The 25,727-nt window shown below is 67.7% G+C and carries 19 protein-coding genes; 10 read left to right on the forward strand and 9 right to left on the reverse strand.

Annotated features, from left to right (window positions below; genetic code table 11):
* Positions 1 to 724 precede the first annotated feature (724 nt).
* On the forward strand, positions 725 to 6,202 hold the full coding sequence (locus ACWPOC_RS08035) for an ATP-binding protein (RefSeq protein ID WP_120281940.1): 5,478 nt from the start codon (positions 725 to 727) through the stop codon (positions 6,200 to 6,202).
* Between the two features lie 73 nt (positions 6,203 to 6,275).
* On the opposite strand, the gene ACWPOC_RS08040 is transcribed toward ACWPOC_RS08035, so the two are convergent.
* Positions 6,276 to 6,680 carry a hypothetical protein gene (locus tag ACWPOC_RS08040; RefSeq protein ID WP_254584010.1) on the reverse strand — a complete coding sequence of 135 codons (405 nt, stop codon included), beginning with the start codon at positions 6,678 to 6,680 and terminating at the stop codon, positions 6,276 to 6,278.
* Positions 6,681 to 6,777: 97 nt separating this feature from the next.
* Entirely contained in the window at positions 6,778 to 7,557 is a 780-nt protein-coding gene (locus ACWPOC_RS08045) for an alpha/beta fold hydrolase (protein WP_455408388.1), read from the reverse strand.
* Between the two features lie 673 nt (positions 7,558 to 8,230).
* On the opposite strand from ACWPOC_RS08045, the gene ACWPOC_RS08050 reads away from it, so the two are divergent.
* The 3 genes from ACWPOC_RS08050 to ACWPOC_RS08060 all read left to right on the forward strand — a co-directional run bounded on the left by ACWPOC_RS08050 (position 8,231) and on the right by ACWPOC_RS08060 (position 11,566).
* Entirely contained in the window at positions 8,231 to 9,064 is an 834-nt protein-coding gene (locus ACWPOC_RS08050) for a 3-oxoacyl-ACP reductase family protein (RefSeq protein ID WP_120281939.1), read from the forward strand.
* 46 nt (positions 9,065 to 9,110) lie between these two features.
* On the forward strand, positions 9,111 to 10,994 hold the full coding sequence (locus tag ACWPOC_RS08055) for a ketoacyl-ACP synthase III (protein ID WP_120281938.1): 1,884 nt from the start codon (positions 9,111 to 9,113) through the stop codon (positions 10,992 to 10,994).
* 191 nt (positions 10,995 to 11,185) lie between these two features.
* Positions 11,186 to 11,566, forward strand: coding sequence for an excalibur calcium-binding domain-containing protein (locus tag ACWPOC_RS08060; protein WP_120281937.1), 381 nt, complete (start codon positions 11,186 to 11,188; stop codon positions 11,564 to 11,566).
* Between the two features lie 108 nt (positions 11,567 to 11,674).
* Here ACWPOC_RS08060 and ACWPOC_RS08065 read toward each other — a convergent pair whose 3' ends face one another.
* From ACWPOC_RS08065 to ACWPOC_RS08080, 4 genes are read right to left on the reverse strand one after another with little or no spacing between them, the layout of a single operon-like run.
* The gene (locus ACWPOC_RS08065) at positions 11,675 to 12,388 is read right to left on the reverse strand and encodes a maleylpyruvate isomerase family mycothiol-dependent enzyme (protein ID WP_120281936.1); all 714 of its coding nucleotides are present in this window, start codon (positions 12,386 to 12,388) and stop codon (positions 11,675 to 11,677) included.
* A 13-nt stretch (positions 12,389 to 12,401) separates the two neighbouring features.
* Complete coding sequence (locus tag ACWPOC_RS08070) at positions 12,402 to 13,223, reverse strand: fumarylacetoacetate hydrolase family protein (protein ID WP_120281935.1); 822 nt, start codon at positions 13,221 to 13,223, stop codon at positions 12,402 to 12,404.
* A 5-nt stretch (positions 13,224 to 13,228) separates the two neighbouring features.
* Positions 13,229 to 14,299, reverse strand: coding sequence for a cupin domain-containing protein (locus ACWPOC_RS08075; RefSeq protein ID WP_120281934.1), 1,071 nt, complete (start codon positions 14,297 to 14,299; stop codon positions 13,229 to 13,231).
* A 58-nt stretch (positions 14,300 to 14,357) separates the two neighbouring features.
* The gene (locus ACWPOC_RS08080) at positions 14,358 to 15,215 is read right to left on the reverse strand and encodes an IclR family transcriptional regulator (protein ID WP_120281933.1); all 858 of its coding nucleotides are present in this window, start codon (positions 15,213 to 15,215) and stop codon (positions 14,358 to 14,360) included.
* Between the two features lie 48 nt (positions 15,216 to 15,263).
* Between ACWPOC_RS08080 and ACWPOC_RS08085 the strand changes: the two genes are divergently transcribed.
* The 4 genes from ACWPOC_RS08085 to ACWPOC_RS08100 all read left to right on the forward strand — a co-directional run bounded on the left by ACWPOC_RS08085 (position 15,264) and on the right by ACWPOC_RS08100 (position 20,206).
* Positions 15,264 to 16,520 (forward strand): MFS transporter, encoded by a 1,257-nt coding sequence (locus tag ACWPOC_RS08085; protein WP_230790749.1) that lies wholly within the window; start codon positions 15,264 to 15,266, stop codon positions 16,518 to 16,520.
* 76 nt (positions 16,521 to 16,596) lie between these two features.
* The gene (locus ACWPOC_RS08090) at positions 16,597 to 17,793 is read left to right on the forward strand and encodes an FAD-dependent monooxygenase (protein ID WP_120281932.1); all 1,197 of its coding nucleotides are present in this window, start codon (positions 16,597 to 16,599) and stop codon (positions 17,791 to 17,793) included.
* 148 nt (positions 17,794 to 17,941) lie between these two features.
* Positions 17,942 to 19,099, forward strand: coding sequence for a LuxR family transcriptional regulator (locus tag ACWPOC_RS08095; protein WP_120281931.1), 1,158 nt, complete (start codon positions 17,942 to 17,944; stop codon positions 19,097 to 19,099).
* Between the two features lie 3 nt (positions 19,100 to 19,102).
* Positions 19,103 to 20,206 (forward strand): glycosyltransferase, encoded by a 1,104-nt coding sequence (locus ACWPOC_RS08100; protein WP_120281930.1) that lies wholly within the window; start codon positions 19,103 to 19,105, stop codon positions 20,204 to 20,206.
* A 49-nt stretch (positions 20,207 to 20,255) separates the two neighbouring features.
* Here ACWPOC_RS08100 and ACWPOC_RS08105 read toward each other — a convergent pair whose 3' ends face one another.
* Together ACWPOC_RS08105 and ACWPOC_RS08110 are read right to left on the reverse strand one after the other, a co-directional pair.
* On the reverse strand, positions 20,256 to 20,711 hold the full coding sequence (locus tag ACWPOC_RS08105; protein WP_455408389.1) for an SRPBCC family protein: 456 nt from the start codon (positions 20,709 to 20,711) through the stop codon (positions 20,256 to 20,258).
* A 75-nt stretch (positions 20,712 to 20,786) separates the two neighbouring features.
* Complete coding sequence (locus tag ACWPOC_RS08110) at positions 20,787 to 21,587, reverse strand: DUF5602 domain-containing protein (protein WP_159419286.1); 801 nt, start codon at positions 21,585 to 21,587, stop codon at positions 20,787 to 20,789.
* 227 nt (positions 21,588 to 21,814) lie between these two features.
* Between ACWPOC_RS08110 and lhgO the strand changes: the two genes are divergently transcribed.
* Both lhgO and ACWPOC_RS08120 read left to right on the forward strand, forming a co-directional pair.
* A complete protein-coding gene (gene lhgO, locus ACWPOC_RS08115; protein WP_120284090.1) occupies positions 21,815 to 23,011 on the forward strand; it encodes an L-2-hydroxyglutarate oxidase in 1,197 nt (398 codons plus the stop codon).
* A gap of 87 nt (positions 23,012 to 23,098) precedes the next feature.
* Entirely contained in the window at positions 23,099 to 23,758 is a 660-nt protein-coding gene (locus ACWPOC_RS08120) for an SDR family oxidoreductase (RefSeq protein ID WP_006553946.1), read from the forward strand.
* Between the two features lie 70 nt (positions 23,759 to 23,828).
* Here the strand turns inward: ACWPOC_RS08120 and ACWPOC_RS08125 are convergent, their stop codons facing one another.
* On the reverse strand, positions 23,829 to 25,727 hold the full coding sequence (locus ACWPOC_RS08125) for an FAD-dependent monooxygenase (RefSeq protein WP_120281928.1): 1,899 nt from the start codon (positions 25,725 to 25,727) through the stop codon (positions 23,829 to 23,831).

Consider the following 25,727-nt stretch of genomic DNA (forward strand, 5'->3'; position numbering starts at 1 on the left):
AGAAATGCCCGGTAACGACCCGGATCCCGCACGCCCGACGGTCACGATCGGACACGTCGACGGCCACACTCCGGTTCGGTTGCGACCTTCACATTTTCGCGTGTCGTGACGGATGTCACAGCATGTCCGGGAGGGTTCGGAGCGATTTACCCGATCCCGGACCGGGCCCGATTCCGGGCGCACGAAAACCGGTGTGTACCAGCGGAAACGAGGAGCCTCCCGAGAGGGGCTCCGAACGCCTCGCAAAGTTACCGATCGGTGTTACTGCACAGTACCGGCGACGCCCGGAGCCGGAGAGCCCCGTCCCGACACCCGCTCCCGAACGAAAGCCCCTGCGTGCGAATATCAGTGAGAAAACTCGACCGGGAGAAGGCCGCCGATCGCTCCGCATGGAAGCAAAACGTGACAAACCCTCATGTTTCCTCCATGCTGTTATCCGAACGGAGCCTTCGCCCAGGGGGACGTGACCGTCACAACCGACGGCCGTAGCTGCGGAGACCTGTTCGAAACGGTCCTTCGGACACCGCGGATGTTGCCCGGTGGATCGACGACGAACACGCATGCCCATGCCAACCACGAGGAGCCGACCGCTACATGTTCCCGCTCGCGTCGCCAACACGAGACGTGGGACGTAGGACCGGTTGATTCGTCCTCCTCATTGGGGTGGAGCTTCGAGACGCGCGCCCGGTGCGTGCACAAACCATGGAGAACGGTGGCAACGAGTATGTTCAAGCGGATCGCAGTGGTCAATCGTGGTGAGGCGGCCGTACGCCTCATCCGGGCAGTCCGGGAGCTCAACTCCGAGCACGGTTACGACATCAGGACCATCGCTCTGCACACCGACGCCGAACGACGGGCGATGTTCGTCCGTCAGGCCGACGAAGGAGTGACCCTCCGTCCGTCGACGACGGCAGCGACCCCCTACCTCGATCATGCAGAACTCGAGCGCGCGCTTCTCGAGGCGAAGGCAGACGCCGTGTGGGTCGGCTGGGGCTTCGTCGCCGAGGACCCCGCCTTCGCCGAGTTGTGCGCCCGCCTCGGGATCACCTTCATCGGCCCCTCCGCCGACGCCATGCGTCTGCTCGGCGACAAGGTCGAGGCGAAGATCCTCGCCGAGAAGGTCGGCGTTCCCGTCGCACCGTGGTCCGGTGGACCGGTCGATTCCCGCGCCGACGCGCGCCGTCATGCGCAGGCCATCGGCTACCCGCTGATCATCAAGGCCCGCTCCGGTGGCGGTGGCCGCGGCATCCGCAAGGTCTACGCCGAGGACGAGCTCGAGCTCGCCCTCGAGCGCACCCAGGGTGAGGCCGAGCGTTCCTTCGGTGACCCCGTCGTGTTCATCGAGCGTCTCGTCACCGACGCGCGCCACGTCGAGGTCCAGGTCATCGCCGACAAGCACGGCAACGTGTGGGCCCCGGGTGTGCGCGACTGCTCGATCCAGCGCAAGAACCAGAAGGTCATCGAGGAGTCCGCCTCGCCGCTGCTCACCAAGGAGCAGTCCGACCACCTGCGCGCGGTCTCGGCCGATCTCGTCCGCGCCGCCGGCTACGCCGGTGCCGGCACCGTCGAGTACCTCTACCAGCCCGACCTGAAGATTTTCACCTTCCTCGAGGTCAACACGCGCCTCCAGGTCGAGCACCCCATCACCGAGGCCACGACCGGCATCGACCTCGTGAAGCTGCAGATCCTCGTCGCTTCCGGCGAGAAGCTGCCCGGCGAGTGCCCCTCCGAGTTCGGCCACGCCGTCGAGGCCCGCCTGAACGCCGAGGACGCCGCCAACGGCTTCGCACCCGCCCCCGGCACCGTGCAGCTGCTGAAGTTCCCGCTCGGGTCCGGTCTGCGTGTCGACACCGGCATCGCCCAGGGCGACGTCATCCCGCCCGACTACGATTCGATGGTCGCCAAGATCATCGCGTGGGGCCGCGACCGCGACGAGGCACTCGCCCGCCTGCGCACCGCTCTGCGCGAGACCACCGTCGTCCTCGACGGCGGCACGACGACCAAGTCGTTCCTGCTCGATCTGCTCGACCGCCCCGAGGTCGTCGACGCCTCCGCCGACACCGGCTGGCTCGACCGCACCGGCGCCGGCACCGAGACGGGTCCGTCCAAGGTCGCCGACGTCGCTCTCATCGCGACCGCCGTCGACGTCTACGACACCGACGAGGCCCGCGAGCGCTCCGCCTTCCTCGCCTCGGCCCGCGGCGGTCGCCCGCGTGCCGGACACGCCGTGGGACGCAAGATCGAGCTCAGCTACCAGGGCCAGGCCTACGAACTCGTCGTCGGCCAGGTCGGCCCGCACCGCTACCGGGTCGACACCGGATCCGCCGAGTTCGACGTCGACGTCGAGCGGCTGGGCGACTACGAGTCGCGCCTGACCCTCGGCGGACGCCGCCACAACGTGGTGTCGATCGCCGGTCCCGCCCACTTCCTCGTCGAGGTCGACGGCATCAGCCACCAGATCAGCCAGGACGAGGCCGGCGTGGTGCGCACGCCCGCCCCGGCCGTGGTCGTCGCGGTTCCCGTCGCCGTCGGTGACGAGGTCGAGGCCGGCCAGACGCTCGTCGTGCTCGAGTCGATGAAGATGGAGACCGCGGTCCGCGCTCCCTTCGCCGGCAAGGTCCGCGAGATCCTCGGCGTCGTCAACGCGCAGGTCGACGCGGGCGCCCCGCTCCTGCGGGTCGACCAGATCGTCGAAGAGGTCGTTACCGAGACCGTCGAGCGCGTCGAGTTCGCCGCACCGGCGCCCTCGGTCAGCGACGACGTCGCGGCCGACGCTCTCGCCCGCCTCGACTCGCTCGCCGCTCTGGTCACCGGATACGACGTGTCCGCCAAGCGCACCGCGGCGCTGCTCGCCGAGTACGAGCGTCTCTCCGGTTCCGTCGATTCGTGCGCACTCGTCCGCGCCGAACTCTCGCTGCTGACGACCTTCGCGGACGTGTGCGAACTGTCGCGCAACCGTCCGACCGAGGAGGAGAAGAACAGCGACGACCGGGTCCACAGCCCCCGCGAGTTCTTCCACGGCTACCTGCAGTCGCTCGACGTCGAGGTCGGGGGTCTGCCCGACAGCTTCCGCGCGCGCCTCGCCCGCGCCCTGCGGCACTACGACGTCCTCGAACTCGATCGCACCCCGGAGCTCGAGGAGGCCGTCTACCGGTTGTTCCTCGCGCTCGAGCGCATCGAGGCCCACGTCCCCGTGGTCACCTCGCTGCTCGACCGCTGGGTCGAGCGCGACGACACCGAGGTGGGGATCTCCCACGAGCTCAACGAGGTCCTCGACCGACTGATCGTCGCGACCCAGGTCCGCTTCCCGGTCATCGGCGACACCGCCCGCAACCTGCGGTACCGCTACTTCGAGGAGCCGGTGATCCGCAAGGCCCGCGAGCAGGCCTACGACGGGGTCCGCGGTTCGCTCGCGTACCTCGCCGAGCATCCGCAGGCGACGGACTACGCGCAGCGCATCGATTCGCTCGTCGCCACGCCCGAGCCGCTGATCGACCTTCTCGCACAGCAGATCACGCGTCCCGAGTCCGTTCCGGGCCCGCTGCTCGAGGTCATCGTCCGACGGGCGTACAAGATCCGCACCCTCGAGGACGTGCGTTCGTGCACGGTCGGCGGGCACCAGTTCGTCACCGGCAACTTCGATCTGCGCGGCACGCGTCTGTACCTGATGTCCGCGGAGGCTCCGCAGGCGGAGTTCGCGTCGCTGCTCGACGCCGTCGAGGAGTCGGCGGCTTCGGTTCCCGACACGAAAAACCTCGTGATCGACCTGTACCTCGCGTGGGACGACGCTCCGGCCGATGCCGACGCCCAGGCCGACGCGCTGCGCGCCGAACTCGCCGCACGCCCGGTGACCGGTGCGGCCCGTCGCGTGACGGTGACGGTCTGCCACACCGACACGGCAGAAGAGCACGTGTTCACCTTCCGCCCCTACGAGACCGGGTACGCGGAAGAGGCCAACATCCGCGACATCCACCCGCTCACGGGTCAGCGTCTGGATCTCTGGCGCCTGAAGAACTTCGACGGCACCCGCCTGCCCGCCAACCCGGACACCTACCTGTATCACCTGGTGTCGCAGGACAATCCGTCCGACGAGCGGTTCATCGCCCTCGCCGAGGTGCGCGACCTGACGCCGCAGCGCGACGAGTCCGGCCGCATCGTCGGACTGCCGGCCTTCGAACGTGCTCTCGCGAGCTCGCTCGACGGCATGCGCCGCGCCCAGGCCAACCGCGGGGGGCGACGTCTCGACGCGAACCGCGTGGTGCTCTACGTGTGGCCTGCCGTCGATCTCGACATGGAGGATCTGCGCCGCATCGGCCGCAACGCCGCGCCGCTGACCGTGGGCGCCGGTCTCGAGGAGATCACCGTCATCGGGTCGTGGCGTGATCGTCAGGACGAGCCGGCACGCGAGGTCGCCCTGCGCTTCTCGTACCGCTCCGGTGCGGGCGTCATCGTGCGGGTCACCGAGCCGCCGAAGGAGCCGCTGAAGCCGCTCGACGAGTACACCCAGAAGGTCCAGCGGTCCCGTGCCCGCGGCACCGTCTACCCGTACGAGCTGATCCCGCTGCTCACCGGCAGCGAGGGCACCTTCGTCGAGTACGACTTCGACGAGCAGGGCGCCCTCGTGCCCGTCGACCGCCCCTACGGCCGCAACACCGCGGGTCTGATCGTCGGTGTCGTCGACACCCCGACCCCGCGCTACCCCGAGGGCATGAAGCGCGTCGCGCTGTTCGGTGATCCCACGAAGGCGCTGGGCACCGTCGCGGAGGCCGAGTGCTCCCGCGTGGTCGCCGCGATCGACCTGGCGGAGAGCCTCGATGCCCCCGTCGAGTGGTTCGCGCTGTCGTCCGGCGCGACGATCTCCATGGACTCGGGCACCGAGAACATGGACTGGGTGTCGCGCGGTCTGCGCCGCATCATCACGTTCACGCAGAACGGCGGCGAGATCAACGTCGTGGTCACCGGCATCAACGTCGGCGCGCAGCCGTACTGGAACGCCGAGGCGACGATGCTCATGCACACCAAGGGCATCCTCGTGATGACCCCGGACAGCGCCATGGTGCTCACCGGCAAGCAGTCGCTCGACTACTCGGGTGGCGTCTCCGCCGAGGACAACTTCGGTATCGGTGGCTACGACCGCGTCATGGGCCCCAACGGTCAGGCGCAGTACTGGGCTCCCAACCTCAGTGCCGCCATCGAGACGCTGTTCGCGCACTATGCCCACGCCTACGTCGCGCCGGGCGAGCGCTTCCCGCGCAAGGCCACGTCCACCGACCCGGTCGACCGCAACGTGTGCGTGTACCCGCACGTGCATCCGTCCAGCGACTTCACCACCGTGGGCGACATCTTCTCGTCCGAGACCAACCCGGATCGCAAGAAGCCGTTCGACATCCGCACGGTGATGCGCTCGGTGGTCGACCAGGACCACGCGGTGCTCGAGCGGTGGGCCGACATGGCCGACGCCGACACCTCGGTCGTCTTCGACGCGCACCTGGGCGGAAACCCGGTGACGGTCATCGGCATCGAGTCCCGCGCGATCCCGCGCAAGGGCTGGTTCCCGGCCGACGGACCGGACCAGTGGACCTCGGGCACGTTGTTCCCCAAGTCGTCGAAGAAGACGGCGCGGGCGATCAACGCGGCGAGCGGCAACCGTCCGCTCGTGGTGCTCGCCAACCTGTCGGGCTTCGACGGCTCCCCCGAGTCGCTGCGCAACCTTCAGCTCGAGTACGGCGCCGAGATCGGCCGGGCCATCGTCAACTTCGACGGTCCGATCGTGTTCGTCGTGGTCTCCCGCTACCACGGTGGTGCCTTCGTGGTGTTCTCGGGCGCACTGAACGAGAACATGGAAGTCCTCGCCGTGGAGGGTTCGTTCGCCTCGGTGCTCGGTGGAGCTCCGGCGGCCGCGGTGGTCTTCACCCGTGACGTCAACAAGCGCACCGCGAGCGATCCGCGGGTCGTGGAACTCGAGGCCCAGCTGCGGGCCGCCGAGGACGGCGACAAGGCGCGACTGGGTGTCGAGCTCACCGCTCTGCGCACCGCGGTGCGGTCGGAGAAGCTCGGTGAGGTGGCAGCCGAGTTCGAGGCGATCCACAACATCCAGCGCGCACAGCAGGTCGGCTCGGTCGACGCGATCGTGCCGGCGGTCGAGCTGCGGCCGCAGATCATCGCGGCCGTCGAGCGCGGCATGGCACGCACGCTCGCGTAACCCACGCAGACGGACCGAGACCCCACCGGAACACTTCCGGTGGGGTCTCGTCGTCGTGGGGCCGTCGTGCCGGTCAATCGTCGTGGTCGTCGTCCCAGTCGTCGTCGTGGTCGTCGTCGTGGTCGTCGTGGTCGTCGTCGTGCAGATCGTCGCAGCGGTCGTCCCACTCGTCGTAGAAGTCCTCGACGTGGTCCGGCACCGTGTCGTCCCAGTCCTCGAACCACGCATCGCACGTCGTGACGTCGATGTAGGGGATGTCGGTGGGCAGTTCTCCCGGCCGCGCATCCCGGGCCGGGTCGACGCCCGCCCGAACGGTTCCGTCCGGGCCGCCGGTCGTCGTCTCGTCCGCCACACGGGCGACGGTGAACGACGACGGTTCGGAGGGAGCGGACTCACCCCGGTTCGCCGACACGAAACCGACTGTGCCGGCGGTCATCGCGACCGCCACAGCGGTCACGGCCCATGCGGTGCGACTCATCGCCATGATCGTTCTCCTCGACTCGGTGTTCGTCCTGGTCACCGATAACTCTGGCGCACGACGATGAGGGGTCGATGAGTCGAAGATGACGAAATCTTCATCCGAGACGCGTACGGATCCACTCGACCAGGATCCGGGCCACCTCGTGAGGAGCCTCCGGGACGAGGGCGTGCCCGCAACCCGGCACGACGGCCGTGGAAACGAGTTCGCTCCCGAACTCGTCCACGAGCTCACCGCGGGTCTCCGCGGGCCGGAAGACGTCCTCTCCTGCTTGTACGTCGAGCAGAGGTGACAGCGCCACCGTCCACCACGATTCCTTGTCGGTCGCAGCCATCGCTGCCCGTTGCGACACGATCGCCTCGGGCCACCACCCGTCGAGCCACACCGCCGGATCGTGTCCTTCGGCGAAGAAGACGTCGCGCAGGTGCACGAGTCGTTCATGATCGGGAAGCGAGAGGTCGGAGCACTTGGCGACACGCTCGGTCAGCGAGGCCGGGAACCGGCGGGCACCGGCGGCGAGCACGGCGACCCCCCGGACGAGTTCGGGCCGATCGGCTGCGAGCACCCGGGCCACGTAGTGCCCGAATGCGTGGCCGGCCACCACGGCAGGTGCGGCGTCGAAATGCTCGACGACGGCGGCGACGTCACCCGCGAGGTCGTGCAGATCGAGGCCGGTCATGGGTCCACGGCTCCTGCCGATTCCTCGGGGTTGCGGTCGCAGAGCGGTGAATCCCGCTGCCGCAAGGTCGCTCGCGATCGGATCGAATTCGTAGGAATCGCGTCCGAGGGAGGGAAGCAGGACGACTACCGGCCCTTCCCCGTCGAGACGCACCTCGAGTTCGGCCACCGGTGTTTCGACAAGACGAGTGTTGCTCACGCGGCCATCCTCTCACCACCGGAAAGAACTGTGCTTCGACACAATCACCCGCCGTAGTGTCGAGAATCACACCGATGCGAGGTGTGGCGCATTTTCGAAAGGGGAATACAGGGAGGCTCGCCTCGGTCGAGCTTCCGCGGCACGGAGTGCGCCTCTCCGCGACGGGTGCCGAGCGGCCACCCCTGTCAGGCGATCGACTCATAACTCGTTTTCCTGCAACACCTTTCGATATAAACGTCGAAGGCCATTCGCATCCACGCCATGTGCACACAGTTGTACCTGACTCCCCGGTAGCACGTTGTGCCATTCTGGAACAATCCGATCCGTACAGGCTGTACGTCCAGGACCGGTACGAACATTCAGCATGTCCGTACCATGAAGTAACCCTGAATCTTCATCTAATTCGATTGCGCTACAACAATTCTCGATCTATTCGGACAAATTGCCGAAATTCGAGGCTCGAATTGTTCCTGGTGACAACATGATCGAGGTGGTGCATGATTGTTGCTGCAGGGAGTTACGAGTCAATAAAGGCCCGTATCAGGGGACACGCGTTCGAATCAGGGGGATTCGAAACGTGCTCCTCCACAGGGAAATCAACGCGCAGGGGGCGTTTGTGCGACGTCGGCGAACAGCCGCGCCCGTCGCCCCCTCGCACAGCGAGGAGATCAGCATGACCAGCACCATCGAACCCACTTCGCAGATCGCTGCCGGCGGAAACAAGCTCCGCGGACGCGTCGCCTTCGTCACCGGCGGCACGCGCGGCATCGGTGCGGCGATCAGCCGCAGCCTGGCGAGCCAGGGTGCCACCGTCGCCGCAGGCTACGGACGCAACACGGCTCAGGCGGATCAGTTCCTCGCAGACCTGAACGAGAAGGGCCGCAAGGACGTCCGTTACTCGGTGCACCGCGGCGACGTCGCGAACGCCGACGACTGCCGCCGCACCATCGATGAGGTCATCGACACGCACGGTCGCCTCGACATCCTGGTCAACAACGCCGGCATCACCATCGACCGCACGGTGCTGAAGATGCAGGACGAGGACTGGGACACCGTCCTCGGCGTGAACCTCTCGGGCGCGTTCTACCTGGCACAGGCCGCGCTGCGGCACATGCTCGAGCGCGGCACCGGACGCATCGTCAACGTCTCCTCCGTCATCGGCGAGACCGGCAACATCGGGCAGGCCAACTACGCGGCATCGAAGGCCGGCCTGTTCGGTCTGACCAAGACCCTCGCCAAGGAAGCGGCCTTCCACCTGGCCAAGAACGACAAGCTGGACCCGAACGGCATCGGCGTCACCGTCAACACCGTCACCCCGGGCTTCGTCGCCACCGAGATGGTCGAGTCCATCCCCGAGAAGGTTCTCGCGCGCATCACCGACACCATCCCCGTGAAGCGACTCGCCGACCCGCAGGAGATCGCCCGGGTCGTGCATTTCCTCGCCGCGGACGCCTCCTCGTACATCACCGGTCAGGTGTGGGGCGTCAACGGCGGCCTGGACATGTGATCCGCCCTCCCCACCCATTACTTCGAATCGAACGGTCCCCTCGCACATGCAGCCATTCGAGCTCAATCGGCACGGCCGAATAGTCTTCCCTTCCAACTTTGTTCCCGAACTCGACTTCTCCACGCTGAGCAGCGTCGACCACCTCGACGCCGTCATCCGTCGCGACTTCGACACCAAGGCACCCACTGTCTCGGAGATCCTCTCCCGGCACGAACTGGGCAAGTACGGTTCGAAGTTCGAGATCATGCGGGACATGGCCCTCAACGTCTTCTGGGCCGACCGCTTCCCGCTGATGATGTTCGAGCGGCGCGTCACCCGCTGGGGCGACGTGCCCCGCAACCGTGACGACGTCTACATGCCGCGCCTGACTCCCTGGCCCGAGGCCGAAGAGCGGCTGGGCGCGGTCGAGGAGGCCTACCGCGCTCTCCCCCGCGCGTGGGACAGTGCCGCCGAGGACCGTATCTTCGATCGGCTCTTCGCGGTCTTCGGTTCGCGTCGCCACTTCGCCGGCGACCTGCCCACGGTCAAGCCGACTGTGCCGCAGCTGGTCTCCGATCCGGAGAACATCACCCTGCGTGTTCGCCACTACGATCCGAACCATCCCGTCTTCGGATACGACGAGATCCTCGACTGCCACGAGGACGTCGCCGAACTCGAGGCCCTGAGCCGCTGGTCGATGGTTCTGCACAACCAGCAGCCCTGGGACGGAAGCGAAACCGAACTCGTCCGGGTCGCGGACCTGAAGGACGACGACTACGTCGTGGTCTCCCATCCACGCAATCGCGAGGTCCAGCGGTTCATCAACCGGGTCATGTCGGGCAAGACCCGCAAGGCCACCTCGTACACGCGGCACGAACCGGTGGCACCGTCTGCGCCCTACCCGGCCGTCGACGTGCGCTCGGAGTTCGCGATCGCACCCCGCATCGACGCGATCGCGGTCGCGCACGGCGACCAGGTGTGCACCAACGAGGACCTGATCCGCAACACCGCCTACAACTGGTCGCCCATGTCGGCCGACGAGATCACGGCCAAGACCGGGATCGAGCAGCGCCGGTACACCTCGGGAACCTTCGAGGACCTGGCCCTGACGGCGGCGAAGCAGGCGGTCGCCCACGCCGGTGTCGGCCCGCAGGACATCGGCGCGGTCATCACCTGCACGTGCACGAGCGGGCGGCTGATCCCGTCGCTGGCCACGTGGATCTCGGGCGAACTGGGCATCGGGCAGACCCATGCCTCGTTCGACCTGATCGCGGCGTGCGCGGGATTGCCCTACGGCCTGGCCGAGGCGACCCGCATCCTCCAGCAGGTCAAGCGTCCCGTCCTCGTGGTGTGCGTCGAGAAGTTCTCGGACAAGATCGGCACGGTCCGGCCGTCCCGCATGATCTTCGGTGACGGCGCCGCGGCAATGGTGATCTCGCCGGCCGCCGAGGGCGAAGCACCCGATCTCGAGTTCTTCAACAGCTACGCGAGCGGACCGACGAGCGAGGTCAACTCGATCATCTGGCCGAATCCGGACTTCGACAACTTCATCACGGTCTACGGACCCGAAGTGAAGACGCTCGCCGGTCGCTATCTGGCGCAGATGCTCGACGAGATCAAGGCCCTCCCGTCCCCCGACGACGCCGAGCGTTCGCTGCTCGACGACATCGATCTCATCGTTCCCCACCAGGCGAACAAGACGATGGTCATCGAGCTCGCCGCGAACGCCGGACTCTCGGCCGACCGGTTGTACTTCAACATCGAGAAGGTCGGCAACACGTCGTCGGCGAGCATCCCGCTCGCGATCCACGACGCGGTCCGCGACGGGGTCATCACCGAACCGGTTCGCATCTTCGCTCCCGGCTTCGGCGCCGGAGCGGTGGCGGGGTACACCGTCATGCGGATCGACCCGAAGGTGGTCGTGCCGTTCGAGGAGACTGACGCCGGCTGATCCCGGCGTACGACAGGCATCCGGGCCGTCCCCCGGCAGGCCCGGAGTACATCGGCCCGTTCGCGACATCCGGTCGCGAGCGGGCCGATCGTCGTCTGCGACCGGGCGACGTAACACCCGCGCCGCCCAGGCCGACATTTCGATCGGATCCGACAAATCGGATCCGGACGAAGTACAGAAAGGCCTCGCGCATGAAGTTCCGCCGCATCGTCGCTGCGACGCTGGGGTGTGTGGCTCTGACGGTCGCCGCACCGTCGACCGCCACCGCCTTCCCTCTCGTGGACCTGCTCCCGAAGGGCATCGCCGATCTCGTTCCGAGCGGATCGTTCAATCCGTTCGCTCCGCCGCCGGCACCTCCGGCTCCCCCTGCCCCGCCGGCACCCCAGGCGGCTCCGCAGGTCGCGCCGGCACCCCCGGCCCGTCAGGCTCCGGCCGCACCGAGCGGTGGGTTCGAGAACTGCACCGAGGCATGGAATGCGGGCGCTGCTCCGGTCCACCGCAACGACCCCGGATACGCTCCGCGTCTCGACCGCGACAACGACGGGATCGGTTGCGAGCGCGATCCGCGCTGATCGGTCCGTCCGGTAGACGGACGAGAGCTCTTCCATTCCCGCAGAAGGGCGAAGGCCCTTCCATCCTCGGGGATGGAAGGGCCTTCGTCGTTCGTACGTGCAGGAACCTCAGAGCCAGCGCGGCGGCGTGAGTTCTCCGCCGGTGACGCCGACGGCGCCGCGACCGGCCGCCCAGCGGACGACACCGGCGAGATCGCCTCGGACGGTGTGGGTGGTCTCGGCGTCGCCGTTCACCCGGACCGCGTCGCGTCCCTCGACCTCGAGCGCGATGCCCGCACCGAGCTCCTTCTTGCGCCACATGCCGACGATGTCGTCGAGCAGCGAGTCGAGGACGACGGGCGGGAAGTCGCCGAAGCGCCCACCGTTGTCGAGATCGACCGCGTGGATCCACACTTCGCGCGTGCGCATCCAGGCGGTCTCCTCGGCCGGCACGAGCCGGCCCTGCGCGGTGCGCACCTGCGACTGCCACGCCGCCTCCGGCAGGTGCCGCCACTTCTCGTCGAGGCGGGCAACGGTGTGCGAGAACAGGTTCCGCAGAGCGGCGGGATTCAGCGTCGCGCCCTCGGCGATCTCCTGCGCCCGCTGCTCGGTGGAGGAGTACATCGGGGTCTCGACACCGGTCGCCGCCCAGTCCATGAGGCGGCACAATGCTGCGGCGTTGTAGCCGATGTGCGCGACGAGATGCCGGCGCGTCCACCCGTCGAGCAGGGTGGGACCGTCGAGTTCGTCGTCGGTGAGCTCGGCGAGCCGCTGCGACAGGTACGCCGTGCCCCGCCGGGCGATGAGGAGCCGCTCGGACAGGTCGAGATCGTTGAATCCCACGGTTCGGCTTCTCCTACTTGATGATCGTCTTGTTCCGGACGGTGCCGAGGCCCTCGATGGTGACCTCGCAGACCTCACCGTTCTGGATGTAGCGAGCGGGCTTGCGGGCGTGGCCGACACCGCCGGTGGTGCCGGTGATGATGACATCGCCCGGCTGCAGGGTCACGATGTGCGAGATGTAGTCGACGAGCTTGGCCGGGGTGAACACCAGATCGTTGGTGTTCGACGACTGCATGACCTCGCCCTCGAGGCGGGTCTCGATGGCGGTGCCGAGCTGGTAGTCGGTGTCGAGGAAGGGACCGAAACCGCTGGTCTTCTCGAAGGTCTTGCCCTGATCCCACTGCAGCGTGCGGTACTGGTAGTCGCGCATCGTGTAGTCGTTGATCACGGAGTAGCCGGCGATGTACTCGGCGGCGTCGGCTTCGGAGACCTGGTAGGCCTGCTTGCCGATGACCACGGCGAGTTCGGCCTCCCAGTCGAGCTGCGACCCCGCGTAGGAGGGAACGACCACATCGTCGTAGGGGCCGGTGAGGGCTTCCTTGAACTTCGAGAACAGGGTCGGGTACTCCGGCAGGTCGCGGCCCATCTCCTTGATGTGGGTCGCGTAGTTCAGGCCGACGCACACGATCTTGCCCGGCGCGGGGACGACCGGGGCGTAGTCGGCGGAGCCGAGGTCGACGGTCTTTCCGGATGCCTGCTCGGCGACCGACTCCCAGTTCGAATCGGCGAGCAGCGCGGACAGATCGGCGTAACCGTCGATGACGGTGGCGCTGGAGTCGCTGTCGACACGGACGGCGGCGGTGCCGCCGTCGAGGCGGAGGGTGGCGAGACGCATGGGGTTCAGGCTCCTTCGGAGATGATGGTGCGGTTGAAGTGCAGACGCTCGACGATCGGCGCGTCGGAGAAGGCGAAGAGATCGACACCCTTGTCGGTCTCGAGCGACCACTCGACCCAGGACGGGACGACGATCATGTCGCCCTTGGTGACGTCGTGGCTCTTGTCTGCGAGATGGAAGCGGCCCTCACCGTCGAAGACCTGGAAGACCACGGATCCGACGTCACGGCGGGCGCGGGTGTGCGCGCCGGCGCGCAGTCGGTGGAACTCGGCGCGGATCGTCGGCATGACGTCGCCGCCGGTGGTGGGGTTGGTGTAGCGGACGGCGGCGTGGCCGGGTTCCGGGGTGGCGGCGTAACCCTCGTCCTCGAGGGCGAGCTGCTCGTTCAGCGCACGGTCGGTGTGCTCCCAGCGGTAGCACGCGATCGGCGAGCTGGTCTTGCGGTCGAGGCCCACGAGCGGGCGCAGACCGGGGTGGACCCACAGTCGCTCGGACCGGGAGATGTCCGGGGTGCCCTCGTCGGTGACACCGTCGGAGCCGAACTCGAAGAAGCCGGTGTCGGTGTAGTGCACGAACGGGATGTCGAGGCCGTCGATCCACGCCATCGGCTGATCGGTCTCGTTGTGGTGACCATGGAAGTTCCAGCCCGGAGTGAGCAGGAAGTCACCGCGGCGCATGGCGACCGGGTCGCCGTTGACCACGGTCCACACCCCCTCGCCCTCGACGACGAAGCGGAAGGCATTCTGGGAGTGCCGGTGCTCGGGAGCGGTTTCCTTCGGGCCGAGGTACTGGATCGCCGCCCACAGCGTGGGGGTGACGTGCGGGACACCACCGAGGCCGGGGTTCGCGAGCGCGATCGCGCGACGCTCACCGCCGCGGCCGACCGGCACGAGATCACCGGCGCGCTGGGCCAGCGGGTACAGCGTCGACCATTTCCAGACGAACGGAACCGCCTTGGATGTCGGGGCCATCGGCATCAGATCGCCGAGCTGGGTCCACAACGGGTTCAGGTGTTCGGTCTCGAAGTCGTCGTACAGCTTCTGGAGCTCGGGATCGACAGGCTCGGTGGCAGTCATGAAATCTCCTTGTCCGGCGTTGTCTCCAAACTAGGGGCGCCGGAACCGGGGAATCCATCTATTTCTGCACAGTGGAATTCGAGACGTCCGGTCCGGCGATATCGGCGACGTCGACCTCGATGCCCCGCACCGCCGCCTGCATCTGCGCGACCAATTTGCCGCGCAGATGCTGGCGGTAGCGGTTGATGGGCACGGCCACCGTGAGGGCACCGACAGCCGCGCCCCGACCGTTGCGGATCACCACCCCGAGCGCCGCGACGCCCTCCTCCGTCTGCTCGACATTGACCGCGAAACCCAGCTTCCGTGCCGCCTCGAGTTCGTGTGCGAACTCCTCGAACTCCCCGATCGCCATCCGGCGGTCGGTCTCGTAGGCGGGGCTCGGCCCGTGACTGATGTGGGGCTCGTCCGCGGGCCGTAGATAGAGCTGTTCGAGTACCGCGCGAGGAAGCTCGGCCAGGAGGATGCGTCCGCCCGCCGTGAGCTCGGCGGGGAGCACCTGACCTCGGCGATCACCCACACGCAGGATCGATGCCGCCTCTGCCGTCCACAGGAAGCGCGCTTGCGATCCCACCCGGATCACGAGGTTGACGGTCTCGTCGGCGAGCGCGGCGAGGGCTTCCATGTGCGGGCGGCAGAGGTCGGTGAAGTCCCGCGTCCACCCCTGACTCGCCGGCCCGACACCGAGCGCCGGGCCCGGGTGGTACATCCGTTTCTCGTCCTGCACGGCGAAGCCGCGGTAGACGAGCATGGCGAGCAGGCGGTGCGCGGTGGATGGCGCCGTCCCGAGTTCCGCGGCCGCATCCTTGAGCCGGATCGCACCTGCATCGCGGAGCAGCTGGAGCAGTAGCAGCGCGTTGTCGACCGACTCGAGCATGTAGGTCGGCTTGCGGATCGTGCCCATCGGCTTGTTCTGCATAGCAGAACTTTATTGCATCGCCGGGTGGCGCGCGCCCACCGTTGAGGAATGCATCTCCCCAACGAGGCTTCACCGACGCGGGCCGGTGGCAACATCACCCTCCCCCGGGCCCACGTCATCGCGGTGATCGTCTGCTGGCTGTTCGTCGTCTTCGACGGATACGACCTCATCGTCTACGGCAACGTCATATCGAGCCTCCAGGACGAATGGGGCATCAGCGCCTCCACCGCCGGCACACTGGGAAGCCTCGCGTTCGTGGGCATGATGATCGGCGCGGTCCTCGCAGGCCGACTCTCCGACGCGATCGGCCGCAAGAACGCCGTCATCGGGTGCGTCGTCGTCCTCTCCGTCTTCACCGCCCTGTGCGCGGTAGCGCCCGGCCCCGTGATCTTCGGTCTGCTGCGTCTCGTCGCCGGCATCGGACTCGGCGGACTCGTGCCGACCTCGAACGCACTTGCCGCCGAACTGGTGCCGGACAAGTGGCGCGCCGCGGTCGCGACGATGATGATGTCGGGCGTCCCGATCGGCGGCTCGATCGCCGCTCTCGTCGGTATCCCGGTGATCCCCAACTGGGGCTGGCGTCCGATGTTCGCCTTCGCGTTGATCCCCCTGTTCGTCCTCGTTCCGCTGGCGCTCAAGGTGCTGCCCGCGCATGCCGTGCCGAAGACCCATCCGGACAACTCCCAGGGTGGTTTCAAGGAACTGCTCGGGTCCCGTTTCCGCACCATCAGCATCATGTTCGCGGCCGTCACCGTCGTGACACTGCTCGCCTGGTACGGCCTCGGGACCTGGCTGCCCAAGCTCATGCAGGGTGAGGGCACCGACCTCGGCAACGCTCTCACGTTCTCGCTGGCCCTGAACCTCGGTGCGGTCGCCGGATCCTTCATCACCGCCTGGGGTGGCGTGCGGTGGGGTTCGGTCCCGACCAGCATCATCGCCGCGCTGATCGCCGGTGTCGCGCTGCTGACCCTGCTGCTCGACCCTCCGGTCGCCGCGGTGTACCTGATCTTCGTGTTCGCCGGTGTGGGCACCCACGGCACGCAGGCCCTGATCATCGCTGCGGTCGCGTCCTACTATCCCGACCACCTGCGCGGTACCGCGCTCGGCTGGGCCCTCGGTGTCGGCCGTATCGGCGCGGTGGCGGCCCCGCAGATCGGTGGCTGGTTGCTTGCCGCCGGCCTCGGCGCCGACTCCAACTTCGTCCTCTTCGGCGTCAGCGCACTGATCTCATCGCTGCTGCTGACGGTGGTCTGGAAGAAGTTCCCCGCACGTCACGATTCGCTCCGCCCGGTCGCCGCGCACTGATCGCACCGCGATCGCCGCGCACTGATCGCACCGCGCCCGACCTTCCCCTCTGCTTCACACGATACGAAGGAGTGTCATGTCCGATCTGAAGGACGCACGAGTTCTCATTGCCGGTGGCGGCATCGGCGGTGTCGCCAATGCCCTCGCCCTCGCGCAGAAGGGTGCTCAGGTCACGTTGTTCGAGCGTGCTCCCGAGTTCGGCGAGGTGGGCGCGGGCCTTCAGATCGGCCCGCACGGTTCGCGCATCCTGCAGTCGCTCGGTGTCTACGACGAAGTCATCGCGAAGGGCGTGCTGCCCAAGAACCTCGTCTTCCGTGATGCCGTGACCGCGGAGATCCTCACGAAGGTCGATCTCGGACACGACTACCAGCAGCACTACGGCGGCGTGTACTTCGTGGTGCACCGTTCGGATCTGCACTCGGTGCTCGTCGAGGCGGCCCGCGAGGCCGGTGCGGATCTGCGGACGAACTCGACGGTGACCGACGTGGTCACCGAGGGCGACACCGTGCGGGTCGTGCTGGAGAACGGTGAGGAGCACGTCGGTGACGTCGCTCTCGGCATGGACGGCCTGCACTCGCACCTGCGCCCGAAGTTGTCCGACGACAAGCCCGTCGGCTCGGGTTACGTCGCCTTCCGCGGCACCTTCCCGATGAACGAGGTTCCGCTCGAGGAGGAGATCGAGGATGTCGTGGGCTACATCGGCCCGCGCTGCCACTTCATCCAGTACCCGCTGCGCCAGGGCGAGATGCTCAACCAGGTGGCGGTCTTCCAGTCCCCCGCCTTCCTCCGCGGTGAGGAAATTTGGGGCAGCCCCGACGAACTCGCGCACGCCTACGACCACTGCCACGAGAGCGTGCAGGCCGCGCTGAAGTACCTGTGGACCGACCGTTGGTGGCCGATGTTCGACCGCGACCCCATCGACAACTGGGTCGACGGCCGCATGATCCTGCTCGGCGACGCCGCGCACCCGCCGCTGCAGTACCTCGCCTCCGGGGCCGTGATGGCCCTCGAGGATGCGAAGTGCTTCGCCGACTACGCCGCCGAGGACCTGCAGGGCGACAGCGCGAACTGGCCGAAGATCCTGAGGGACGTCAACGCCGAACGCGCACCGCGCTGCAACCGCATCCTCACCACGGGACGCATGTGGGGCGACCTGTGGCACCTCGACGGTGCCGGTCGCGAGGCCCGCAACGAACTGTTCCGCACCCGCGACACCTCGAGCTACAAGTACACGGACTGGCTCTGGGGCTACAGCTCCGATCGCAACCGCTGAGCACTCACACAGCGCCGCAGAGGAATTCGTCCCGTTCCGGACAATGCCGTCCCCGATCCACCGATCGGGGACGGCATTCGCCGCATATGCGTCGTTCGTCCCGCGCCGAAGGGTGCCGAATCGATTGTGACCAGCACATACTGGGAGCATGACCGCGTCACGGCAGGCGTCGGCGCTCCGCAGCGAGGTTCGGGACATCGCACTCGGAACCGCCGACCCGGTCGAGTTCCGGCACGCCGTCCTCGACACGATCCGGCGGCGCATCCGCTACGACATCGGATGTATCGCTCTCGTCGATCCGGCGAGCATGTTGTTCACGTCCGTGACCATGCTCGACGCCGACGCCCCGGCCGGACGTGCCGCGGAGACGGTGGCGCACATCGAGTACGGCACGTCGCGCTTCGCGAACACCTACCGCAAGCTCGCCCGGACGCGCACCGGTGTCCAGACGATCCGCGAGGCGATCGACTGCGACATCCGCGATTCCCTGCCCTACAGCGAGATCCTCGAACCGCAGGGGATGGACGACGAGGTGCGCCTCGTCTTCCGAGGCCGTGACGGGCGCGTCTGGGGCGGCGGCACTCTCATGCGCGGCCCCGGCCGACGCTTCGACGCCGACGACGTGGCGGCACTCGCGGGATGCGTGGGCGAGATCAGCGACGGACTGCGGTTGTCGTTGCTCCGCGAATCCCCTCGACTCGCGGCGGACGCATCGCCCGGCGGTTCCGGTCCCGCAGTCGTGGTCGTGGGCGCGGACAACGAGATCGAATCGGCCACTCCCCAGGCGGTGGAGTATCTGGAGCGACTCGGTGCCGAAGGTTCCTTCATGCTCCCCGCGGTGGTCGTCGCCGTCCGCTTCCGCTACGAGGGGGCTGCCGCGCGCGTCGTCCGTGCCCGTACGGAGGACGGTCAGTGGCTCGTCCTGCGGGCCGGGTTGCTCGACGGCCGAGGAGAATCGGCCCGGATCGTCGTCGCGATCGAACCGGCGCAGCCCGGTCAGCTCGTGGCTCTGACCGCTGCCCTTCACGGTCTCACCGAACGGGAGACCGATGTCCTCGCCCGCGTTCTCGCGGGCGAGACACGCACCGAGATCGCACGTGGACTGTTCATCAGTCCGTACACCGCACAGGACCACTTGAAGAGCATCTATGCGAAGACGGGTGTGAACAGTCGCCAGGAACTCGTCGCACGACTGTTCTTCACGCACTGCCTCCCCCGGGTCGGTACGGAGATCGGGCCGGACGGGTGGTTCGTCGAGAAGCCGGCGCCGACGAACGTCCCGGTCGGTGCACATCGGAAGAGGTGAACCGTGGCACGCATCCTGATCGTCACCCTGGAGGGCGGCGGGAACTACCCGCCCGAAGCAGCGCTCGGATGCGAGTTGCACCGCCGCGGACATCACGTTCGGGTTCTCGGTCACGAATCGCAACGGAAGGTCGCGGAGGATGCCGGCCTCGTCTTCTGCGGCTACCGGCAATCGCCGACCTGGACCCCGCACGTAGAACTGAGCACCCCGAAAGTGCTGACCATGGCCTACGCCATGATGACCGACCCCGCCGTCGCGCGGGATGTGGAGGACGAGATCACGAGGGAGCCGACCGATCTGGTGATCGTCGATTGCATGCTGTTCAACGCCCAGGACGCTGCGGCACGCACCGGGGTGCCGCACGTGGTGCTGTTCCATTCCTTCTTCGCCGCATTCGACGGCGCCTTCCGGCACGGACCTTTCGGGATCGGTTCGCGACTACGCGGTCTGGGTCCGAAGCGACTGTGGGAACAGGCCGACATGCGACTCGTGTGCTCGGACCCAGTGCTCGACCCGGCCGCGCGCCGGCCCACGGACGACTCGCTGACCTGGACCGGTGCGATCCACGACGCGACGGCTGCCGCGATCGGACGAACACCGCCGCGCGTGCTGATCAGTCTGAGCACCGCCGGCTTCCCGGGTCAGCGCCGCACCTACCAGAACATCTTCGACGCCGCGGCGGAGATGGACGCGGAGTTCGTCGTCACGACCGGGCCGGCGATCGACCCCACCGGGTTGCGCGTACCACCCAATGCGACCGTCCACCGATACGTTCCGCACCACGAACTGATGCCGACCTGCTCGGCGGTCGTCGGGCACGGCGGGCACGCGACCGCTTTCCGGGCTCTCGCACACGGACTTCCGATACTGATCATGCCCATGTCGGCGGTCACGGATCAGGCGATCATCGGCCGCGAGGTCGCGAAGGCGGGTGCGGGCATCCGTCTCCGGAAGACCGCTTCGCCCGAGCAGATACGCGCAGCTCTGGAGAGTCTGCTGACCGACGACGGTTATCGCACGGCGGCAGCAGAACTCGGCGCCCGTCTCCGAACCGTCGACGGTGCGTCGGCTGCGGCCGACCGGGTGCTGGCGCTCGTCGACCACTGACGGACACACGAAGGACCGGCACCCTGTGAGTGCCGGTCGATCCTTCGCATCACCCTTCGACCGCATCTCCCTCCTCCAGAAGCTGTTTCGCGTGTTCGAGGTTGTTCCGCACATCGCGCGCGTACAGCTTCTCCACGACCGGCTGGGTGAACTTGCCGAAGAAGCTCACGACGTCCTCGGTGTCCTGGTGGAAGGTGACGCGGGTTCCCGTCTCCACCGGCTCGAAGCGATAGACGGTCTCGTACCGGATCGGGCTCTTCACACTGCGGCGGTGCTGGGCTCTGCCGGGCTCGACGCGGGCCAGTTCCTCGGTGAGTTCGATTCGCCGCCCGGCAACCTTGACGGTGGCGCGCGCGAGCGATCCCTCCTTGCCGCCCTCGCCCGAGACCAGCTCGTAGTCCATCACGTTCGTCATGTACACCGGGGCGTTCTCCGGGTCGGCGAAGAAGGCGAAGACTTCGTCGACCGGCTTGTCGATGACGACGGATTCCTCGGTTACGGGCATGACTTTCCTCCGTTCGGATCGGTGTCGCAGCAAACTTTTCCTGATGTCCTGCAACAGTTTTCGTAGATTTCCCGGTCAGGACGCCTGCCGCGGAACCATCCCACCGAGTGCGATGTCGTATTCCTGCGCCTGCTCGTCGAATCCGACGCTGTAGACGGTGGGATACCAGGCCGAGTGCTGATAGGCGGCCGGCAACTTGATCTGTTCGCGGATCGTCGGACGGGTCAGCAGCCACTCCCGCGTGATCATCGGTTCCATGAAGGTGTAGTCGCCGTCCCACGAGCCGTTGACGAACGTCTCGGTGAAGTCGTAGACACCGGGAACCATTCCCTCCGTGATGTCGAGCCAGTGCACACCCATGAACGGCACCGCGAGTTGCGACGCGAGCATCCCCGGCGGAGTCACGTAGTCGCCGGGCATGTACTTCGGGTCCGGGAGTCGTTCGGCGCGAGCGGCGTAATCCGGTGCGGCCGGGTCGATTGCCTCGATCGCCGCCATGTCGGTCATGTAGAAGTGCACGTCGAAATGGGGTTTCCCGAACAGCACGGTCGGGTCGTGCCCACGCGGATTCCAGTTCAGCATGACGTGGTCGAACACAGTGTCGGATGCCTGAACGGGCAGGTGCAGCATGTACATCCCGTCGGCATCGGGCAGTCCGTCGAGGGCCGCCGGCGAGAATCGGATACCGACGGCGGTCGGGGCGCCGTCCGCATCCACGGTCGCATACGCACGCGCAGTTCCGTCACCGACGCTCACGGCCTGACCGAAATGCAGGTGGGCAGGTGTGGGCACTGCCGATGCCACACCACCGACCGCCACGGCAATACAAGAGGCGAGGAGCACTGCGATGGAACGAGATGATCGATGTTTCTTCATGGTGATATCCGATCGACGAGGGTTCTCGGTGAACCTCTCCATTCCGTGGATCCAGTCTCGACCGGTGTTCGTGACCCCGGCCATCCCTCACTCGGGGGATTTCGCCGACTATCTCGGAACAACCATGTCGTCCCGGAACGACCCTGTCCTCACAGGGTCGCGACATATACTCGCCGGACTGCGGACGGACGTCACGATCCGCGGAGAACAGGGAGCGGCCCTTGAGTATTCGCAGCCTTCGCGTCGCGGTGGTCGGTGGGGGCATCATCGGTGCCGCGACCGCCCGGCAACTCGCCCTCACGGACGCCGACGTCACGCTGTTCGAGAAGGAGGACCGGCTCGCCGCGCACCAGACGGGGCACAACAGTGGCGTCGTCCACGCCGGCCTCTACTACACGCCCGGAAGTCTCAAAGCCCGGTTGTGCAGGCGCGGGGTGGAGTTGTTGCAGACGTTCACCACGGACAAGGGCCTGCCCTACGACGAGTGCGGCAAGGTCGTCGTCGCCCTCGACGAGTCGGAACTCGGCCGCCTCGACGCGATCTTCTCGCGGGCCACGGCGAACGGGGTCCCCGGCATCAGGCGTCTCGGCGCCGACGAGATCACCGCGATCGAGCCGCACGCCGTCGGGATCGCAGCCCTTCATTCCCCGCACACGGCGATCATCGACTTCGTCGCCGTCACCCGCGCGCTCGCGGACGACGTCGTCGCCGCGGGCGGCACGGTGCGAACCGGTACCGCCGTGACGGCGATCCGTGAGGCGGGCGAGCAGGTCGTCGTCGACATCCCGGGCGATCAACTGGCCTTCGACCTGGTGATCACGTGCGCGGGACTGCAGTCCGACCGCCTCGCCCACACCTCGGGCGACACCCGCGACCCGCGGATCGTCCCGTTCCTCGGCGACTATCTGCTGCTCGAACCCGACGCGGCGGCGAAGGTGCGCGGATTGATCTATCCGGTGCCCGACCCCCGCTATCCGTTCCTCGGTGTGCATCTCACCCGGCGGATCGACGGTGAGGTGATGGTGGGACCCAACGCCTTCCTCTCCCCCGGCCGCGAGGCCTATCGCGGCGGGCGCGGATCGTGGCGAGATCTGCGCGATGCCGTCGTCTGGCCCGGTTTCTGGCGGTTCGCCGCGAACAACCTGCCCGCAGCGGGTCGGGAACTGCGCACGGCCACCAGTACTCGGCGGTTCGTCGCCGATGCGGCCGCGTACATGCCCGGGCTGACCGTCGACGACGTGCGGCCGGGTCCGCGTGGCATCCGCGCTCAGGCGATGAACTCCGACGGAGGCCTCGAGGACGACTTCGTCGTCACCGGGCACGGACGGGTCGTGCACCTGCGCAATGCCCCGTCGCCCGGCGCCACCTCCTCGATGGCGATCGCGGAGTATCTCGCCGACCGCGCATTCGAACGCATCGCCTGATCGGGCATCCGGCGGCGGACGTCACGGTTCGCAGTGACCGCTTCGGGGCATGCTGCACGGGAACCACTTCATCGTCAGGAGGTCTCCATGGCACGAATCGCACTCTTCGGAGGACACGGCAAGGTGGCGTTGCATCTCGAGCGACTGCTGGCCGATGCCGGTCACGAGACCAGTGCGTTCATCCGCAATCCCGATCACGCCGACGATGTCCGCGCTGCCGGTGGCACGCCCGTCGTCGCCGACGTCGAGAAGATGGACATCGCCGAGATCACCGAGCTGCTGCGCGGCCACGACGCGGTGGTCTGGTCTGCAGGCGCGGGCGGAGGGAATCCCGAACGCACCTATGCGGTGGACCGCGACGCGGCGATCGCCTCGATGACCGCCGCGCAGGAGGCCGGGGTCCGCCGGTACGTGATGGTGTCGTACTTCGGGGCCCGCCCCGACCACGGTGTCCCCGAGGACAACAGTTTCTACGCCTATGCCGAGGCCAAGTCGGCTGCGGACACCCATCTGCGGGGTACCGACCTCGACTGGACGATCCTCGGTCCGAGCGCGCTGACCCTCGACCCGCCCACCGGCCGCATCGAGATCGAGGGGCACGGGGCGAGCGACAAGGGACAGGTCTCGCGCGCCGACGTCGCGGCCGTCGCCGCAGCGGTGCTCGAACGGCCGGAGACGGTGGGACGCACCATCGAGTTCAACAACGGCGACGTTCCGATCGACGAGGCACTCGACGCGCTGCGGTAACCCCTTACACAGCAGTCCGCCCCCGGTTGCAGGGGGCAACCGGGGACGGACACTCGAGCGATGTCATCGCTCAGACCTGCGGGGCGAGTTCCTCCACGCGCAGCGGCGAGGTGTCCGCGGCGGCCGCGATGGCCTCCTCGAACTGCCGGCGGTCGACCTGCGAGCCGAGCACCAGCGCGAGTCGCGCCAGGAAGCCCTCGCGGTCGTCCTCGGCGGCCTGATCCAGGGCGGTGGACAGGCCGAGCCAGACGTTCTCACGCCGCTGATCGTCCTCGGTGACCTGCTCGGCAGGGCGGGCCGGGAGTTCCGCGCCGGCCGGAGCGGCACCGGAGCGCAGGGACGCCGCGACACCGTCCAGGTCGGCGACCGGCACACGGCACAGCAGCAGACCGTCGGGGCGGATCACGAAGGCCTCGCCGGCCGTCGCGCCGAGCGCCTCGCCGAGATCGGGCGCCTCGAGGAGTGTCACACCGTCCACCTCTGCGCTGTCGACGGCCAGGGCCGCGACACTCTCGGGTGCGAGCGCCTGCGCCAGGCCGGCTGCGGCGTTCGCGAGGGCAGCCGAGCCCGCCGCATCGAGACCGACTCCGAGCACGGCGAATCCGGTTCCGCGGGCGTCGTTCAGCGACGTCTCGCGATCGGCGATGCGGATCCGGCGGTCCTCGACGGGATCACCCGGGAGCACACCTTCGGTGCCGGGGGTGACAGACCAGGTCAGCGGAGACAGGCGTGCGTGCGTAGCGCTGGACTGGCGCGGGTTGATCAGGTGCCCGAACTCGGGACGGCCCACGGCGAGCGCGAGGATCGCGTCGCGCGTGGTGCGGTAGCCGTGGCTGCCGGGGCTCATGATGAGCGTGGACTTGCCGGCGTTGGCGACGTTCTGCTCCCACGCGTTGTGGCGTTCGAACGAGTACGCCTTCAGCAGGGCGGGCTCGGCGTTGCCGTTCACGACCGCGGCGAGCTGCCACGCGAGGGTCTCGGCGTCCTCCATGCCCGAGTTGAGTCCGCGCACACCGAAGATCGGCACCAGATGGGCCGCGTCCCCGGCGAAGAGGAGACGGTCGTGGGTGAACTCGTCGAGGGCGAGTGCGCGGGCACTGTAGAAGCCCTTCCACTCGAGGGTCCACGGCAGGTCGTTCTGCAGCCAGTCGAGGTGCTTGGCGATGCGGGCGCGGATCGCCTCCTCCTGCGTCTCGATCTCGGCATCCTCGGACGGGTCGAGCTGGTAGTCGATGCGCCAGATGTTGCCGGGCTGCTTGTGCATGATGATCGTCGAGCCGGGGTTGCTCGGCGGGTCGAACCAGACCATGCGCTCCGCAGGGAGATCGGACTCCCAGTGGATGTCGGCGATGACGTAGCGGCCCTCGTAGCTGGTGCCCTGCAGACGCAGGCCCGCGAGTTCGCGCATGCGGCTGCGGCCACCGTCGGCGGCGACGACCCAGCGTGCGCGCAGGTGCCGCTTGCCGGCGGCGGTGTCGACCTCGAGGGTGACCTCGTCCTCGCCGCGCAGGATCCCGGCGATCGGTGCCTGCCAATGCAGGGTGATGAGCGGGTTCTGCTCGATGGTGTCGACCATGATCTGCTCGAACTCCGACTGGGAGACGTTGATCATGGGCGGGCGGACGTCGAAGTCACGCTGCGGCATCTGGAAGTGCAGGACCTGCTGGTCGCGGTAGAAGCTGCGACCGCCGACCCACGGCAGCACGATCTTCTCGAGTTCCTCGCCGAAACCGAGGCGGGCGGCGGCCTCGAGGCTGTGGCGCGAGATGCAGATGGCGCGCGACCCGAAGGACACCTGATCGGCGGCCTCGAGGATGGTGACGGGCACACCGCGCTGGGCCAGTCCGAGGGCGACGGCCATGCCGACCGGTCCGGCCCCGACCACGACGACGGGCAGCGTCTCGTCGGCGGGAGTCATCGACTCGAACTCCGACGCGGGGTACTTGGGCGGCTGGTAGTAGGTCGACAT

Source organism: Rhodococcus sp. 5G237 (assembly GCF_053764735.1).